A 15,187-nucleotide genomic window follows, 5' to 3' on the forward strand; every position below is an offset into this window, starting at 1 on the left:
GAGGGTTGGTTGTGGGGGTGGTAAGGGGGCTGGAGGGTTCGGTGGGTTTGGGGGGGTTTGTGGGTAGGGGGTTTGCAGGGAGTGAAGGGGGGAGTGGGGATGATCGAGGAAAAGTCGCTTGACAGGGCGTCTTTGCTTGCTCGTTACCTCTCTGACGCTTAATCTCGACCGCAGTGAGGAGTTACTCCGCGCAGCGCGGATTGCCATAACGGTGAACCACGGACCCTGACATCCGTTGGGTGCGATATTTGCCCTGGTGACGCCACCAGGTCTGCCGTGCTGTGCGTGTGACCCCTTTGCAGCTGACGCTAGGAGGGGTGGGCGCGCAATGGATATGACGATCGTGATCGTGCTGGCGGTGGCGGTGCTGCTGCTGGCGTTCGTAGCGATTGCCGCCCTCCTGATCATGTTGCTCCGCCGTACCGCGCCCAAGGAGACCGGTCCGACGTCCGAGCAGATCGCCCAGATCAGGGCGGAGCTGACCGAGAAGGAGCTGGAGCAGGCGCGGCGCGACGCCGACGAGATCCGGGGACGGGCTGAGAGCGACGCCGGGGAGATCACCCGGAGGTCGGAGAGCCTGGTGGAGAGTGCGGCGGTGATGCGCCGGGAAGTCGAGGAGGAGTCCCGGATCCTCAAGAACGAGCTGAAGGAGCTTCGCGCCGATCTGGAGCGCCGGGAGAACCGGCTGGGGGAGCGGGAGCAGCGGCTCGACGAGGAGGCTCGGCGGCAGGCCGAGCGGGCCCGAAAACTGGCCGAGACGGAGACCGAGCTGGCCGATCGGCGGGCTGAGCTGGATCTGGTGGATGAGAAGCGGCGCCAGATTCTGGAGCGGGTGGCGGGGTTGACCGCTGAGCAGGCCAAGAACGAGCTGGTCAAGGAGATCGAGAATCAGGCCAAGCGGGAGGCCGCGCTGATCGTGCGGGAGATTGAGAGTGAGGCGCGGAAGGAGGGGGAGAAGCGGGCCTGCAAGATCGTGACGTTGGCTGTGCAGCGGGTGGCGACTGAGCAGACGGCCGAGTCGGTGGTCAGCGTGTTGCATCTGCCTGGGGATGAGATGAAGGGGCGGATCATTGGCCGGGAGGGGCGGAATATTCGGGCCTTTGAGTCCACCACTGGGGTGAACCTGATCATTGATGACACGCCTGAGGCGGTGTTGTTGTCGTGTTTCGATCCGGTTCGGCGGGAGACTGCTCGGCTCACGTTGGAGAAGCTGGTGCTGGATGGGCGTATTCATCCGCAGCGGATCGAGGAGGCGTACGAGCGGAGTAGGGCTGAGGTTAAGGATCTCTGCGTGCGTGCGGGGGAGGATGCGCTGGTTGAGCTCGGTATCACCGAGATGCATCCGGAGTTGATCACGCTGCTTGGTCAGTTGCGGTATCGGACCTCGTATGGGCAGAACGTGCTGAAGCATCTCATTGAGTCGGCGCATATTGCCGGGATCATGGCTTCGGAGTTGCGGCTTGATCGGGATCTGGTGAAGCGGTGTGCGCTGCTGCACGACATCGGCAAGGCGCTTACCCATGAGGTCGAGGGCAGCCACGCGCTGATCGGTGCGGAGATCGCTCGCCGGTATGGGGAGCATGAGGACGTGGTGCATGCCATCGAGGCTCACCACAACGAGGTTGAGGTCCGGACTGTGGAGGCCGTGCTGACCCAGGCTGCCGACGCGATCAGTGGTAGCCGTCCGGGTGCGCGTCGTGAGTCCCTGGAGGCGTACGTCAAGCGGCTGGAGCGGCTGGAGGAGATCGCCCAATCCTACGAGGGCGTGGAGAAGGTCTTCGCTATGCAGGCCGGCCGGGAGATCCGCGTCATGGTTCGCCCCGACAATGTCGACGACATCCAGGCCCAGGTCATCGCTCGCGACGTCGCCAAGCAGGTCGAGGAGGAACTCACCTACCCCGGCCAGATCCGCATCACCGTCGTCCGCGAATCCCGCGCCACCGAATTCGCCCGCTAAACAATCGGCCCCTTGCCGTTGGCCCGTCTGGGGCCAGTCGAGGTTGCCGTGGTACTCCCACCCGCCCTCCCTCGTGACCCTCCGGGTCCGGGCCCGGCTCCGCCGGGAGGGTCGGTCGCCGTCCCGGCGTACGAAGCGTTGGTTGCCGGGGGACTTCCGCTTCTGACCTTCGGTCGGACCCGGCTCCGCTGGAGGGTTGGTTGCCGTGATACTCCCGCCTACCCACTCTTCTAACTCCGGGTCCGAGCATGGCTTCCGCCGGGACGGTCGGTCACGGGCTCCGCACATAGGAGATTCGGTTACCGGGGTACCCCCGCTCACCCATCCGTTGGCCTTCCTTCGGGCTCGGCTTCGCCGGGTGGGCGTGCGGGGACAGGCTGGGGCGATTCAGTCGGTGTGGTCCTGGCGGAAGAGTTGTTCGTAAAAAGCGAGTTCGGCTGCCAGGGCCGCTGTCTTGGTTTCCAGGCGGCGGAAGCCGTGGCCTTCGCCCTCGAAGGAGAGGTAGGTGCAGGGGATGCCGCGGTCGGTGAGGGCGTTGGCGAAGGATTCGGATTGGGTGGGGGGGACTACGAGGTCGGCCAGGCCTTGCATGAGGAGCATGGGGCAGTTGACTTCGGAGGCGTGGGAGAGGGGCTCGCGGGAGGCGTACAGGGATTCGGGGCCGACCAGCCAGTCGATGTAGCGGGATTCGAAGTCGTGGGTGGCGGCGACGAGGGGGGCGAGGGCGCTGACGCCGGCGATGGAGACGCCGCCGCGGAAGGCGTCGGAGGCGGCGCAGGCGGCCATCACGGTCCAGCCGCCGGCGCTGGCGCCGCGGATGGCGATGCGCCGGGGGTCGGCGTGGCCTTCGGCGGCCAGCCAGTGGGCGGCGGCGACGGTGTCCTCGACGTCCACGATGCCCCACTGGCCGCGCAGGCGTTCCCGGTAGGACCGGCCGTATCCGGTTGATCCGCCGTAGTTGACGTCGAGGACCCCTATGCCCCGGGTGGTGAAGAACGCCTTTTCCAGGCTGAGTTCGGTGATGGCCTGTCCGGTCGGTCCTCCATGCACGAACACCACATAGGGCGCGGGCCCGTCCGCCCCGGAGGACCCGGAGGACCCGGAGGACTCGGAGGACTCGGAGGAGCCGGAGGACTGGGAGGAGCCGGAGGACCCGGAGGACTGGGAGGACTGGGAGGAGCCGGAGGACTGGGAGGGCTCGGAGGAGCCGGAGGACTGGGAGGGCTCGGAGGACGGATACCCGTATGGCGGGTAGAGGTAGGCGTGCACCAACCGCCCGAAGCTCCCCTCGATCTCCACGGCCACCGGCTGCGGAAGACATGAAATATCGGGCAACTCGGTGATGTCTCGGCGGAGTCCTTCGACGCGCCCGGTGACCGTGTCCACCCGGACCACCGAGCGAGGGATGTCGGGTCCATACCCGACCCCGACCAGTGTGGTCCCCGACGAGCTCAACCCCGGCCGCCACCCCTGGTACGGAACGTCGAGATCGTTCAACTCCCCGGTCTCCGGATCGAGGATCCCCAGCCGCAGATCCCCGCGCCCGTGGAGCACCGCCAGCCGCCCATCCCCCAGCACCAGGTACGGCAGCCCGCCCAGCTCCCACAACGGCCAGGCGAACTCCTCCTCAGCCGGATACAGCGCCTGCGACGAGGTCCCGAAGATCCCGATCTGGTAGAGGTTCCACCACCCCGACCAGTCCGACACCAGATACAGGTGCCGATTGTCCTTCCACTGCGGCGCGAGCACCGACTCGCTCATCCCGCCCTTGACCGTCCACGAGTTGCCGTCCTCCAGCCGGGTGATCCGCAGCTCGGTCCCCGTCCACGGCAACCGCGGATGGTTCCAGCAGATGTAGGCGAGATGCTCCCCATCGGGGGAGACAGCCGGAGACGCGTAGAAGTCGCTCCCCCCGGTCACCTCGGTCACGGACCCGTCCAGCGTCACCGAGACGATCGACCGCACGACCTTCCCGTCATCGTGGTGCCGCTCCCGCACGCAGTAGATCGCCCCGTCGTGCCAGAGCAGATCCCCGTACCGGTCCGGGCCCTCCCCGGTCAACGCCCGCGGGACCCCGCCGTCGGTAAGGTACAGCCGCTGGTCGGCGTAGTTGGCGAAGGCGATCCCGTGCCCGGGCACCACCACGTACGACCGCCCGCCGTACTCGTGCACCCGCGAGCGCGCGTCCCAGGGGCTGCTGATGAGCTCCCGCCGCCGCCCGTCCGCGGCCCGGTGCACGACGGTCCGCCGGCCGGCCTCGGCGGGACGGTCCTCCTCCCACCAGACCTCGTCGCCGAGCACGGTGGGGTAGCCGAGGCGCAGCCCGGACCGGGCCACGTCGGTGGTCGAGATCGCGGCGGCGTACGGCAGGCGTCGCTCGGGGGACATGACGGCATCCTGCCGGAAAGCGGGGCCCGAGGTTATCCCTTTTCCAGGACGGGTGGCGACAGGAACTGGGTGGCCAGCAGCCCCAGGTAGTCGATCACCGCCCGATGCCACGTACCGTCCTCGTACATCTGCCGTAGCGCGTCCTCCACATCGTCCCGTAACCCGGCCGCGTGCGGCGCCAGGCGGATGCCGTACCGGACCTGGGCGAGGTTCTGCCCGGCGAACCGGAAGCGGTTGGGGTAGTCGGCGGAGATCCCGGCCAGCACGGGCGCGTCGGCGACCACGGCGTCGATGCGCCGGTCCGCCAGGAGCGGCCCGCAGGCGGCGGGTGTGTTGGCCTCGGCCACGTACACGTGCCGCCAGCCCCGGCCGTACCTGGCGGCCAGCGGCGCCAGGTCGTCCTTGGTGCCGCAGACCCGGCGCCGCCTCAGGTCGCGGATCTGGGGGAGGCTCTGGCCGTCGGCCCGTACCAGCAGGTCCTTGTGGGTCACCAGGTACGGTCCGACGAACGGTTTGGCGGCCGTGCCCAGGCTGAAGTCGGCCTGGTCGGCGTCGAAGGTGTACCGGATCTGGTCATCCCGGTACCCCAGCTCGCGGGCCACGTAGTGGGCGACCGCGATGTCGAAGCCGGACCAGCCGCCGCCGGGTGGGGTGTCCACCAGGCCGGGCTGCCCGGGACGCACGCCGATGACGAGGTCGCCGTGCCCACCACACCCCGTGAGGAGGACAGCCGCCATACCCAGAGTCACGACGCGCCACACCCGATCATGATCAGATCAGCCGCGCTCCGAGTGCCGCACCGACACGGCAAAGCTTGTCTACAAAGCGGCGACCGCGTCCGGAGCGGCGACGGGCTTGGCCGCGCTTCTCCGGGTCCGCCGTTCCAGCCAGTGGGCGACCGCGCTCACCGCCAGGTTGATCACGATGTAGATGGCGGCCATCACGATGACGGCCGGGATCAGGTTGCGGAAGTTGGACGGCAGGATGCGGGCGCCCGCGTTGAGCAGGTCCTCGAAGGCCACGATGAACCCGAGCGCGGTGTCCTTGAGCAGCACCACCAGCTGGCTGACGATGGCCGGCATCATCGCGGTGACCGCCTGCGGCAGCAGGATGAGCCGCATCGCCTGGCTCTTGCGCAGCCCCACCGCCAGCGCCGCCTCGGTCTGCCCGCGCGGCAGCGCGGTGATCCCGGCCCGGACGATCTCGGCCAGCACCGAGCCGTTGTACATGACCAGACCGAAGACCACGGCCGAGAACGAGGTGACGGTGAGGCCGAGGACCGCGCTCCCGCCGTACTGGGCGAAGAAGATCATGATGAGCAGCGGGATGGCCCGGAAGAACTCGACCACGGCGGCGGCCGGGATCCGGATCCAGGCGTGCTCCGACAGCCGCGCCATGCCGAACACGAACCCGAACGGCACCGCGATCAGCGCGGCCACGGCGGCGGCGCTGAGCGTGTTCCACAGGCCCGGCAGGATCAGGTTGGCCCAGACGTCGCCGCGCAGGAACGGCTCCCAGAGCGCGGCGGCGAACTGCCCCTTCTCGTCGAACTTCCGGAACGCCAGGTACGCCAGACCCAGCAGCGCCACCGCGAACACCACGGTGAGCACCGTGTTCCGCCGTCGCCCGCGCGGCCCCGGCTCGTCGTACAGGACGTTCATCGGGCCACCGCCAACCGCCGGGCCAGCCGCCCGAAGACGAGTCCGACCGGCAGGGTGAGCACCAGGAAGCCGAGCGCGAAGCCGAAGAAGATCGGCACGACCGCCTCCTGGTGCCGTTCGAACAGCGTCTTCATGGTGAGCGACGCCTCCGCCACGCCGATCGCGGCGGCCACCGTGGTGTTCTTGGTGAGCGCGATCAGCACACTGCCCAGCGGCGCGATGACCGCCCGGAACGCCTGCGGCAGGACGATGTACCGCAGGTTCTGCCCGAAGGTCAGCCCGAGCGCACGGGCCGCCTCCGCCTGCCCGACCGGCACCGTGTTGATGCCGGCCCGGATGGCCTCGCAGACGAAGGCCGCCGTGTACGCCGACAGGCCGATGATGGACAACCAGAGATAGTTGACCGACAGGCTGCCGGAGAAGGAGACGTCCAGCACCAGCCCGAGCCCCAGGCCGCAGAACACGATCACCAGGGTGAGCGGGGTGTTCCGCAGCACGGTGACGTACCCTGCGGCGGCACCGCGCAGCACCGCGAGCGGGCTCACCCGCATCGCGGCCAGCACGGTGCCGAGCACCAGGGCGGCCAGCGCGCTGGCCAGCGTGAGCCGGATGGTCAGCCAGAACGCGCCGAGGACCAGTGGCAGATCGTCGATCACGTCAGTAGCGCTCGACAGCCGGCGGCGTGGTGAAGAACTGGCCGAACTCCCCGAAGTTGGCGTCCACGGCCTTCTTCCAGGAGCCGTCCTGGAACATCTTCTCGATGGCGTTGTTGATCTTGTCCCGGGTCTCCTTGTCGTCCTTCTTGAGGCCGATGCCGTACTTCTCCTCGGAGAAGGGCTGGCCGACGAGGCGGAACTTGCCGGGGCTCTGGGCGGCGAAGCCGGCCAGGATGGTGGCGTCGGTGGAGATCGCGTCCACCTGGCTCTGCTCGAGCAGCGGCAGGCAGGCGCCGTAACCCTGCTGCTCGGTCAGGTACTGACCCTTCCAGGCGTCGCCGAACTTCTCTATCAGGCGGGCGGGGGAGGAGGAGCCCTGGGCGCCGCAGACCTTCTTGGTGGCCAGCGAGTCCTCGCCGGTGATGCTGGTGTCCGCGGCCCGGGTGAGGATGTCCTGCCCGGTGATCAGGTACGGCCCCGCGAAGGAGATGACCTCCTTGCGCTTGTCCGTGATCGAGTACGTGGCCACCACGATGTCCACCTGGCCCTGCTGGATGAAGGGCTCCCGGTTGGCCGACACGGTCTCCTTGAATTCGATCTGGTCATCGCTGTAGCCAAGCTCCTTGGCGATGTACTTGGCCACATCGACGTCGAAGCCCTTCACCGAGCCGTCCGGCTGCTTCAGTCCAAGGCCGGGCTGGTCGAACTTGACACCGATCACGAACTTGTCGTCGCCGCTGCAGGCGGTCAGGCTTGTGGCCATCGCCGCGGCGGCCATCAGCAGGGTCACGATCCGTCGTGCGCGCATTGCTGCCACCTCATGTTTCCAATGATCAATGGGTGAGGATCTTGCTGAGGAAATCCCTGGCACGGTCGGTGCCGGGGTTGGTGAAGAAGTCGTCGGGGGCGGCCTGCTCGATGATCTGACCGTCCGACATGAACACCACGCGGTTGGCGGCCCGCCGGGCGAAGCCCATCTCGTGGGTGACCACCAGCATGGTCATGCCCTCCCTGGCCAGCGAGATCATGACGTCCAGCACCTCCTGGACCATCTCGGGGTCCAGCGCCGAGGTCGGCTCGTCGAACAGGATCATCTTCGGGTCCATGGCCAGCGCGCGGGCGATGGCCACCCGCTGCTGCTGGCCGCCGGAGAGCTGGGCGGGGTACTTGGCGGCCTGGGAGGCGATGCCGACCCGCTCCAGCAGCTCCATGCCGCGCTGCTCGGCCTTCTGCCTGGCCACCTTCCTGACCTTGATCGGCCCGAGGGTGACGTTCTCCAGGATGGTCTTGTGCGCGAACAGGTTGAACTGCTGGAAGACCATGCCGACGTCGGAGCGGAGCCGGGCCAGCGCCCGGCCCTCCACGGCGAGGGACTGCCCGTCGAAGGTGATGGTGCCGGAGTCGATGGTCTCCAGGCGGTTGATCACGCGGCAGAGGGTGGACTTGCCGCCGCCGGACGGGCCGATGACGACCACGACTTCGCCCCTGGCGATGTCCAGGTCGATGTCCCTCAGTACGTGCAGTGCGCCGAAATGCTTGTTGACCTGCGAGAGCTTGACAAGTGAAGTCGGACTGTCGGCTTCCGTCATGGTCAACTAAAGTAAGGGACCCTGCATCACCAAGTCACTCCGGGCCGGTACCGATCGCATCACGGCCCGTCCCGGGCGGTGCCCCATGTGGACCGGGACTGATGGGCGCTTCAGTGCGGTTATGGCTGATTCATTCCGGCGTTCCGTCGCCGCCGCGTCCCTCGTGGCGTGGCCCGTGCTGCTCTTCCTCGCCTTCCTGACCTCGCCGCCCGGCACCACCCACGATCCGGACATCTTCCTGGCCCATCAGACCAAGGTGGAGGTCAGCGGAGTGCTGTTCCACTGGGCGACGCTGGCCATGATCCCCGCGATGCTGGGCCTGGCCGGGCTGCTCCGGCAGCGTGCGCCCCGGCTGGCCAACGCCGGCGCGGCGCTCGGCCTGATCGGCGCGGCCAGCGCGGGCACCTTGTTCATGGCCGACTTCTACGACCTGGCGCTGGCCAGGACCATCCCCGCCGACCAGGCCATCAAGGTCACCGCCGTCGCCGCCGACCTGCCCGGGGTCGTGTACGGGATGGTCTTCCCTGCGTTCCTCTCCCACCTGGGGGCGCTCATCCTGGTGATCGGTCTGGCGGCCACCCGGATCGCGCCCTGGTGGCTGCCGGTGGCCGTGATCGCCGGGATCGTGGTGCCGTTCCTGACGGTCGAGCAGCCGCCCGCCGTGCAGTCCACCGGCGCGCTGCTCCAGCTCGTCGCCTACGGCTGGGCGGCCTTGCGGACGCTCCGCCTGCCCCTCAGAACCCCGACTCCCGCGCACGGCTGACCGCGCTCGCCCGGTCGGCCACGTGCAGCTTGGCGAAGATGTTGGAGGCGTGGTTGCGCACGGTCTTCTGGCTCAGCCCGAGCCGCTCGGCGATCTGGGGGTTGCTCAGGCGGGAGGTCATCAGCGTGAGGATCTCCCGCTCCCGCGGGGTGAGCTCGGGCAGGCTCTGCTCGCGCCGGGTCAGCCCGGAGAAGTAGCCGATCAGGCGGCCCGCGATGGCCGGTCCGAAGACCGCCTCCCCGGCCGCCACCGCCTGGATGGACCGGGACAGCTCCGCCCGGCGGGCGCCCTTCACCACATAGCCCCGGGCCCCGGCGCGCAGCGCGGCGAACACCGACTCGTCGTCGTCGGACATGCTCAGCACCAGCACCCGTACGTGCGGGTGGTCGCGCAGGATGCGCTCGGTGGCCTCGGCGCCGCCCATGCCGGGCATGGTGAGGTCCATCAGCACCACGTCCGGCTGGAGACGGTGGATCAGGGCCAGCGCCTGCTCCCCGCTGGCCGCCTCGTCCACCACGGTGATCTCCTGCACGGGGGCGAGCAGCGCCGTCAGCCCGGCCCGGAACGCCGGGTGGTCGTCAACGAGCAGCACGCGGATCGGTTCCATGTGTTCCCTCCTCAGCCGGCAGCACCGCGAGCACCCGGGTGCCGCCCTCCCGGCGCGGTTCGATCGTGCAGGTGCCGCCCAGTTCGGCGGCCCGGTCCCGCATCGAGATGGTGCCGACGCCCGCCCGGCCGCGGTGCGGCCCGACCCCGTCGTCGGCCACCTCCACGGTCAGCCGGTGCCGGTCGGCGGACAGGCTGAGCCAGGCGGACGTGGCGCCCGCGTGCCGCCACACGTTGGTGAGCGCCTCGACCGCGATGTGGTAGGCGGCCACCTCGGTCGCGGCGGGCAGCCGGGGCAGTTCGGCGGGCGCGTCCACGCTCACCCGAAACCCGCCCGGCAGGCCCGCCACGTGCGAGGAGAGAGCCCGGACCAGGCCGAGCGAGTCCAGCGCGGGCGGCCGCAGTCCGTCGATCATCGCCCGCACCTCGGAGGCCGCCGTCTCCGCGTCCGTGATGATCTCCTCAAGCAGGTCCCGTGCCGGCCCCTCCCCGACCAGGTCCTGTACGGCCTCCGCCCGCATGGTCAGCGCGGCCAGCGTGGGCCCCAGGCCGTCGTGCAGGTCGTTGCGGATGCGGCGGCGCTCCTCCTCCCTGGCCAGCACCAGGCGCTCCCTGGACCGGCGCAGGTCCTCGGTGGTCTCCTCCAGGCGCCGGGCGAGGACGGCGTACGGGTCCTCGCGCCTGCCGTACATGAGGAGGTTGACGCCGCGCTGGACCCGGGCCCGGAGCGGGGCGAAGACCACCGCCACCAGGCCGGCTGCGACGATGGACAGGGGCAGCGCGTCCACCTGGTGGAAGACCGCGCCGAGGTAACCCACGATGAGCACGTAGCCGCCGGTCACGAAGCCGGACAGCACCGCGTACACGAGGGTGCGGTTGATCACCAGGTCGATGTCGAAGAGCCGGTGGCGGAGCACGGCCACCCCGATCGCGACCAGCACCAGCGTCAGCGCGCCTCCCCCGGCCAGCTCCCAGAACGGGCTGCGGATCGGCCAGATCGCGTCCGGCACGTCGTCCCGCAACCCGGCCACCAGGCGGCCGACCACGATCAGGCCGGCCAGCGCCACCGCGTACACCAGCCACTGCACCTGGGCGCGTTCGGCGCCGGTCGCGCCCCTGGACCGGCGGGCGAGGTCGGCCGCCCCCGCCACGAAGAGCAGGCCGGCCAGCACCGGGAAACCGAGCTCGGCCACCCTGCCCACCTCGGCCAGGGCCGGGACGCCGAGCGGGTTGACCACGGCGGTGCCGTACCCGGCCTGGTCGTTGGGGCCAGGGAGGAGCGCGCTCGCGATCGCGGCGAGCACGGCCAGGCCCGCGAAGGCCCAGAGCACGGGGCGCCAGCGCGGGGACGCCAGGTGGCCGGACGGGAAGAAGAGCGGGATGGCGGCGACCGCCATGTTGGCGGGGATCCACAGCCAGGTCTGCGGCCAGGCCAGCGCTCTGACCTCGGGGAACTTGATGGCCAACTGACCGAAGGCGTCCAGCAGCGCGAAGCACAGGCCCAGGGCGGCCAACAGCAGGCCGATGGCGTTGCCCGGCCGGTGCACGTTGATCAGGCCGCCGACGATCGCGGCCGCCGCCACGAACACCAGGTGGCTCTGCCCGAACAGTCCGATGTCGTTCACCGCGCCCAGCACCACGGCCGTGGCGGTCAGCACGAGGCTCACTACGGCCACAGCAACGGCCGCGATTCGCACCAGCTGTGACATCGGGCGCGCCTCCGGCGCGGCGGGCTTGGCCGCCCTCATGCCGGTGTCTTCCCTCCTCCGCTCTGGTCGCTTCGCTCCCGGCGCTCCGTCAGTCCAGACACCGGCGCGGCCAAGCCGGGACATACGACTAATGGTGCGGCGATTGCCATCGTGGTGAGGGCGATGCTGGCCGGGACGCCCGACTGGCCCCAAGAGTATCGACTGATTTGCCCAGAGAACCGGGACACTGTCCCGGGCGCGGGGAGGTCGGGGGAGCGCTTACGCTTGTGGGTTGAGATGACTGCCACGACTCAGGAGAGCCCCAGGACGTACGAGGTACGGACCTACGGGTGCCAGATGAACGTCCACGACTCCGAGCGCCTGTCCGGGCTGCTGGAGGACGCGGGTTACGTGCGTGCCGCCGACGGGGAGGCCGCCGACGTCGTCGTGTTCAACACCTGCGCGGTGCGCGAGAACGCCGACAACCGGTTGTACGGGAACCTGGGGCACCTGCGCCCGCGCAAGCTCAGCGACCCCGGCATGCAGATCGCGGTGGGGGGCTGCCTGGCGCAGAAGGACCAGGGAGAGATCGTCCGGCGGGCGCCCTGGGTGGACGTGGTGTTCGGCACCCACAACATCGGGTCGCTGCCCGTGCTGCTGGAGCGCGCCCGGATCGCCAGCGAGGCGCAGGTCGAGATCAAGGAGTCGCTGGAGACCTTCCCGTCCACCCTGCCCACCCGGCGCGAGTCGGCGTACGCGGCGTGGGTGGCCATCTCGGTCGGCTGCAACAACACCTGCACGTTCTGCATCGTCCCCGCGCTGCGCGGCAAGGAGCGGGACCGGCGGCCCGGCGACATCCTCGCCGAGGTGCGCACCCTGGTCGAGCAGGGCGTGCTGGAGATCACCCTGCTCGGGCAGAACGTCAACACCTACGGGGTGGAGTTCGGCGACCGGCTGGCCTTCGGGAAGCTGCTGCGGGCCTGCGGGACGGTGGACGGTCTTGAGCGGGTGCGCTTCACCTCCCCGCACCCGGCCGCGTTCACCGACGACGTGATCGCCGCCATGGCCGAGACGCCCAACGTCGTGCACCAGCTGCACATGCCCTTGCAGTCCGGCTCCGACCGGGTGCTGAAGGCGATGCGGCGCTCCTACCGGGCCGAGCGTTACCTGGGGATCATCGAGCGGGTCCGGGCCGCGATGCCGGACGCCGCCATCTCCACCGACATCATCGTCGGCTTCCCCGGCGAGACCGAGGAGGACTTCCAGGCCACCCTGGACGTGGTCCGCGCCTCCCGGTTCGCCAACGCCTTCACCTTCCAGTACTCCATCCGGCCAGGCACGCCGGCCGCCACCATGCCGGACCAGGTGCCCAAGGCGGTGGTGCAGGAGCGGTACGAGCGGCTGGTGGCCCTCCAGGAGGAGATCGCCTGGGCGGAGAACAAGAAGCTGGTCGGCCAGGTGGTGGAGGTGCTCATCGCGGAGGGCGAGGGGCGCAAGGACGGGGCCACCCACCGGCTCTCCGGCCGGGCGCCGGACAACCGGCTGGTGCACCTGGCCTCCGTCGAGGCGCGGCCCGGTGACATGGTCACGGCCGAGGTCACCTACGCGGCGCCGCACCACCTGGTGGCGGACCAGGTGCTGGCGGTCCGGGCCACCCGCGCCGGGGACGCCTGGCAGGCGCGGCAGGCCCAGCCCGCCGCCTCCGGGACGGCGGTCAGCCTGGGCATGCCGACGGTGGGACGTCCGCCGGCGACGAGCGAGCCGATCGGCTGCGCCTGACCGCGGCACGCGGACATGCCGAAGCCCCGGTCGTCTCTCCGGGGCCTCGGCTGGTCGGTGGTGCGGGTCAGGCGATGGAACCGGACCAGAGGTTCTTCGCCTTGCTGTAGACGCCGTAGGTCTCACCGTCGAAGTACGGGGAGACGCTGGTGTCGTAGCGGTTGTTCCCGTCGGTGTCGGAGACGCCGATGGTGACGCCGTTCAGGTACCCGAGCCGGCGGTTGCTCTTGTAGCCGATCAGCCACGAGGAACCGATGGCGCCCTCGCCGGTGAAGCTGGACTTGATGCCGATGAGCTCTTCGGCCTTGCGGGCCGGGGCGCTCGCGGCGAACGTCTTGCCGTAGCTCCACTTGAGGGTCTTGCCGGAGTAGGCGTAGTTGCCGTCCGGGTGCGACCCGCTCGGGTAGCCGAACACGAAGGTGGCCTTGCCCACCTTCTGGTTGTAGGCCAGGCCCTGGCCGCCGACGTTGTCGCCGAGGCGACCGGCGTCGGCGAACTTCCAGACGAAGTAGTGCCACTTGCCGTTGGCGAACACCTTGTCGGTGTCGCCGATGAAGGTGTCCCAGCCGAAGTACTGGTCGTACACCTCCTTGCTGACCTCCTGCCAGCCGCCGATCTGCTGCCAGCCCGTGCCGCCGTCGGTGAAGACCTTGCTGGGACGGTGGTTGCCGGCGGGGATGCCGTCGTGCGGGGCCTTGAGGCCGTTGTACACGGTGACGAACGCGTAGTCGCGGTCGCCGTCCTCGTACACGTCGTAGTCGTAGTGCGTGAACGCCTGCTTGCCGACGTAGACGCCCCACGGGGTCTTGCCCTCGTAGTAGCCGGGGATGAAGACCCAGTAGTCGAGCGTCTGGCCGTTGGACTCGGTGTCGTAGACCGCGTGGCCCGCCGTGGCGACCAGGTTGCGGTACTGCGACTGGACCGAGGTCGCGGTGGCCCAGTGCGGCTTGCCGTCGGTGCCGAGGAAGAACACCTTGCCCGTGGTCTTGGGCAGGTTGACGTTCTTCGACTTGGCCGTCGCCTTCTTCTCGTCGCCGATGGCCGGGACCACACCGGGCTTGCTGTCCGGTGCCGGGCCGCCGGTGGAGACGTGCTTGGCGACCACCTTGGTCTCGACGTTGTACGGCGTGGCGGCGATCAGGTTGGCGGCGTCCTCGGCGAGCCAGTAGGCCACGATGTTCTTGGCGGCGATGCCGGAAGCGGCCAGCGGGACCGACTTGACGTCGCCGGCGGCCGACGACGTGGACGGGGTGGCGAGCGCGGCGGCCAGCAGTCCGACCGCGACACCGCCGATGGTGAGTGTGCGCTTCATTGGGGGAAACTCCTTGGTCTGTCGTGGAACGCCTCATGCGTCCCATGCGTCAGGAAAGGGATCACGGGGAACCTACTCCTCATTGCCCAAATTTGGAAGTAAGTTGGTAGGAAATAGGGGTTTAATGTGTGTGACCTAGCTCACACAGCCCCTAGAGCGGTCCGTGTAGCGACCCGACGTCGCGTTGCTCTTTGCTGGGCGCACGCGGTAGCGCCGTCTCGGCTCGGTGCTCAGTGCTCGGTGATCGGCGCTCGGTGATCGGCGCTCGGCGCTTCGTGCTCGGTGCTTGGTGCTTGGTGCGCAAAGGCAATCATCCTGCGCATAAGGCGGCAGCGTTACGCGCGGATCGTTGGATTCGCCTGCTTATGAGCAGTGGGGTTCTGCGCTGCGGGGTCGACCACGGCGCACACTGGCGTCTCGCTGGTCGAGATTGCCGTCTTTCCTGCGGAAGGCCTGCCTAGCCGGTGAGGCCGTCGAGGATCTCGTAGCAGTACTCGCGGCGGATGTCGTGGTAGGTGGCGCAGGGGTCCGGAGTGGGGCTGGCGGGCGCCTTTGTCGGGCTTGGCCTGGGGGTGGTTCTCGTCGGGGTTGGGGACGGGCGCGGGGTCGCCTTCGGGGTGGTGGTGGTCGGCTTCTCGGGTTTCCGGGCGGGGGGTTTCGCTGTGGAACGTTCCGCCGGTCGTGTGCGCGGCGTGGGCGTGGGAGCAGTGGTCGGCGACACCCGGGCGGTGGAGCCGAGCAGGCCGCCCGCGACCGCGCCCAGGTGGGCTGACGGCGTCGCGGAGGGG

12 protein-coding genes and 1 pseudogene are annotated in these 15,187 nt (G+C 69.3%); 3 read left to right on the top strand and 10 right to left on the bottom strand.

Annotated elements, in window-relative coordinates:
- The first annotated feature begins 406 nt into the window (after nucleotides 1-406).
- On the top strand, nucleotides 407-1,957 hold the full coding sequence (gene rny, locus KIP79_RS44985) for a ribonuclease Y (RefSeq protein ID WP_214111221.1): 1,551 nt from the start codon (nucleotides 407-409) through the stop codon (nucleotides 1,955-1,957).
- Nucleotides 1,958-2,344: 387 nt separating this feature from the next.
- Here rny and KIP79_RS48045 read toward each other — a convergent pair whose 3' ends face one another.
- The 6 genes from KIP79_RS48045 to KIP79_RS45015 form a co-directional block, all read right to left on the bottom strand.
- The gene (locus KIP79_RS48045) at nucleotides 2,345-4,345 is read right to left on the bottom strand and encodes a S9 family peptidase (RefSeq protein WP_250214905.1); all 2,001 of its coding nucleotides are present in this window, start codon (nucleotides 4,343-4,345) and stop codon (nucleotides 2,345-2,347) included.
- Between the two features lie 32 nt (nucleotides 4,346-4,377).
- Nucleotides 4,378-5,082 carry a type 2 periplasmic-binding domain-containing protein gene (locus KIP79_RS44995; protein WP_214111212.1) on the bottom strand — a complete coding sequence of 235 codons (705 nt, stop codon included), beginning with the start codon at nucleotides 5,080-5,082 and terminating at the stop codon, nucleotides 4,378-4,380.
- Nucleotides 5,083-5,163: 81 nt separating this feature from the next.
- Nucleotides 5,164-6,006, bottom strand: a complete 843-nt coding sequence (locus KIP79_RS45000; protein ID WP_214111213.1) for an amino acid ABC transporter permease — start codon at nucleotides 6,004-6,006, stop codon at nucleotides 5,164-5,166.
- On the bottom strand, nucleotides 6,003-6,662 hold the full coding sequence (locus tag KIP79_RS45005; RefSeq protein ID WP_214111214.1) for an amino acid ABC transporter permease: 660 nt from the start codon (nucleotides 6,660-6,662) through the stop codon (nucleotides 6,003-6,005). The genes KIP79_RS45000 and KIP79_RS45005 overlap by 4 nt, the downstream gene beginning before the upstream one ends.
- A 1-nt stretch (nucleotide 6,663) precedes the next feature.
- Complete coding sequence (locus KIP79_RS45010; RefSeq protein ID WP_214111215.1) at nucleotides 6,664-7,470, bottom strand: glutamate ABC transporter substrate-binding protein; 807 nt, start codon at nucleotides 7,468-7,470, stop codon at nucleotides 6,664-6,666.
- 25 nt (nucleotides 7,471-7,495) lie between these two features.
- Nucleotides 7,496-8,251: an amino acid ABC transporter ATP-binding protein gene (locus tag KIP79_RS45015; protein ID WP_214111216.1), complete on the bottom strand. Its 756-nt coding sequence runs from the start codon at nucleotides 8,249-8,251 to the stop codon at nucleotides 7,496-7,498.
- A 121-nt stretch (nucleotides 8,252-8,372) separates the two neighbouring features.
- On the opposite strand from KIP79_RS45015, the gene KIP79_RS45020 reads away from it, so the two are divergent.
- On the top strand, nucleotides 8,373-9,014 hold the full coding sequence (locus KIP79_RS45020) for a hypothetical protein (protein ID WP_214111217.1): 642 nt from the start codon (nucleotides 8,373-8,375) through the stop codon (nucleotides 9,012-9,014).
- Here KIP79_RS45020 and KIP79_RS45025 read toward each other — a convergent pair.
- Together KIP79_RS45025 and KIP79_RS45030 are read right to left on the bottom strand one after the other, a co-directional pair.
- Nucleotides 8,986-9,621, bottom strand: coding sequence for a response regulator (locus tag KIP79_RS45025; RefSeq protein ID WP_214111218.1), 636 nt, complete (start codon nucleotides 9,619-9,621; stop codon nucleotides 8,986-8,988). The genes KIP79_RS45020 and KIP79_RS45025 overlap by 29 nt on opposite strands.
- Nucleotides 9,593-11,368: a sensor histidine kinase gene (locus tag KIP79_RS45030; protein WP_214111219.1), complete on the bottom strand. Its 1,776-nt coding sequence runs from the start codon at nucleotides 11,366-11,368 to the stop codon at nucleotides 9,593-9,595. Before KIP79_RS45030 ends, KIP79_RS45025 begins: the two co-directional genes overlap by 29 nt.
- A gap of 237 nt (nucleotides 11,369-11,605) precedes the next feature.
- Here KIP79_RS45030 and miaB point away from each other — a divergent pair, with 237 nt between their 5' ends.
- Nucleotides 11,606-13,087 carry a tRNA (N6-isopentenyl adenosine(37)-C2)-methylthiotransferase MiaB gene (gene miaB, locus KIP79_RS45035; RefSeq protein WP_214111220.1) on the top strand — a complete coding sequence of 494 codons (1,482 nt, stop codon included), beginning with the start codon at nucleotides 11,606-11,608 and terminating at the stop codon, nucleotides 13,085-13,087.
- 67 nt (nucleotides 13,088-13,154) lie between these two features.
- On the opposite strand, the gene KIP79_RS48050 is transcribed toward miaB, so the two are convergent.
- Together KIP79_RS48050 and KIP79_RS45045 are read right to left on the bottom strand one after the other, a co-directional pair.
- Nucleotides 13,155-14,399 carry a trypsin-like serine peptidase gene (locus KIP79_RS48050; RefSeq protein WP_250214906.1) on the bottom strand — a complete coding sequence of 415 codons (1,245 nt, stop codon included), beginning with the start codon at nucleotides 14,397-14,399 and terminating at the stop codon, nucleotides 13,155-13,157.
- Nucleotides 14,400-14,856: 457 nt separating this feature from the next.
- Nucleotides 14,857-15,187: pseudogene (locus tag KIP79_RS45045) on the bottom strand (hypothetical protein); the annotation flags it as partial.

The organism is Acrocarpospora catenulata (assembly GCF_018476525.1).
In the GTDB taxonomy this organism is placed as follows: domain Bacteria; phylum Actinomycetota; class Actinomycetes; order Streptosporangiales; family Streptosporangiaceae; genus Acrocarpospora; species Acrocarpospora catenulata.

Coding starts and splice junctions, on each gene's coding strand:
- rny (WP_214111221.1), top strand. CDS start 407: ATGTTGCTCCGCCGTACCGCGCCCAAGGAGACCGGTCCGACGTCCGAG.
- KIP79_RS48045 (WP_250214905.1), bottom strand. CDS start 4,345: ATGTCCCCCGAGCGACGCCTGCCGTACGCCGCCGCGATCTCGACCACC.
- KIP79_RS44995 (WP_214111212.1), bottom strand. CDS start 5,082: ATGGCGGCTGTCCTCCTCACGGGGTGTGGTGGGCACGGCGACCTCGTC.
- KIP79_RS45000 (WP_214111213.1), bottom strand. CDS start 6,006: ATGAACGTCCTGTACGACGAGCCGGGGCCGCGCGGGCGACGGCGGAAC.
- KIP79_RS45010 (WP_214111215.1), bottom strand. CDS start 7,470: ATGCGCGCACGACGGATCGTGACCCTGCTGATGGCCGCCGCGGCGATG.
- KIP79_RS45015 (WP_214111216.1), bottom strand. CDS start 8,251: ATGACGGAAGCCGACAGTCCGACTTCACTTGTCAAGCTCTCGCAGGTC.
- KIP79_RS45020 (WP_214111217.1), top strand. CDS start 8,373: ATGGCTGATTCATTCCGGCGTTCCGTCGCCGCCGCGTCCCTCGTGGCG.
- KIP79_RS45025 (WP_214111218.1), bottom strand. CDS start 9,621: ATGGAACCGATCCGCGTGCTGCTCGTTGACGACCACCCGGCGTTCCGG.
- KIP79_RS45030 (WP_214111219.1), bottom strand. CDS start 11,368: ATGAGGGCGGCCAAGCCCGCCGCGCCGGAGGCGCGCCCGATGTCACAG.
- miaB (WP_214111220.1), top strand. CDS start 11,606: ATGACTGCCACGACTCAGGAGAGCCCCAGGACGTACGAGGTACGGACC.
- KIP79_RS48050 (WP_250214906.1), bottom strand. CDS start 14,399: ATGAAGCGCACACTCACCATCGGCGGTGTCGCGGTCGGACTGCTGGCC.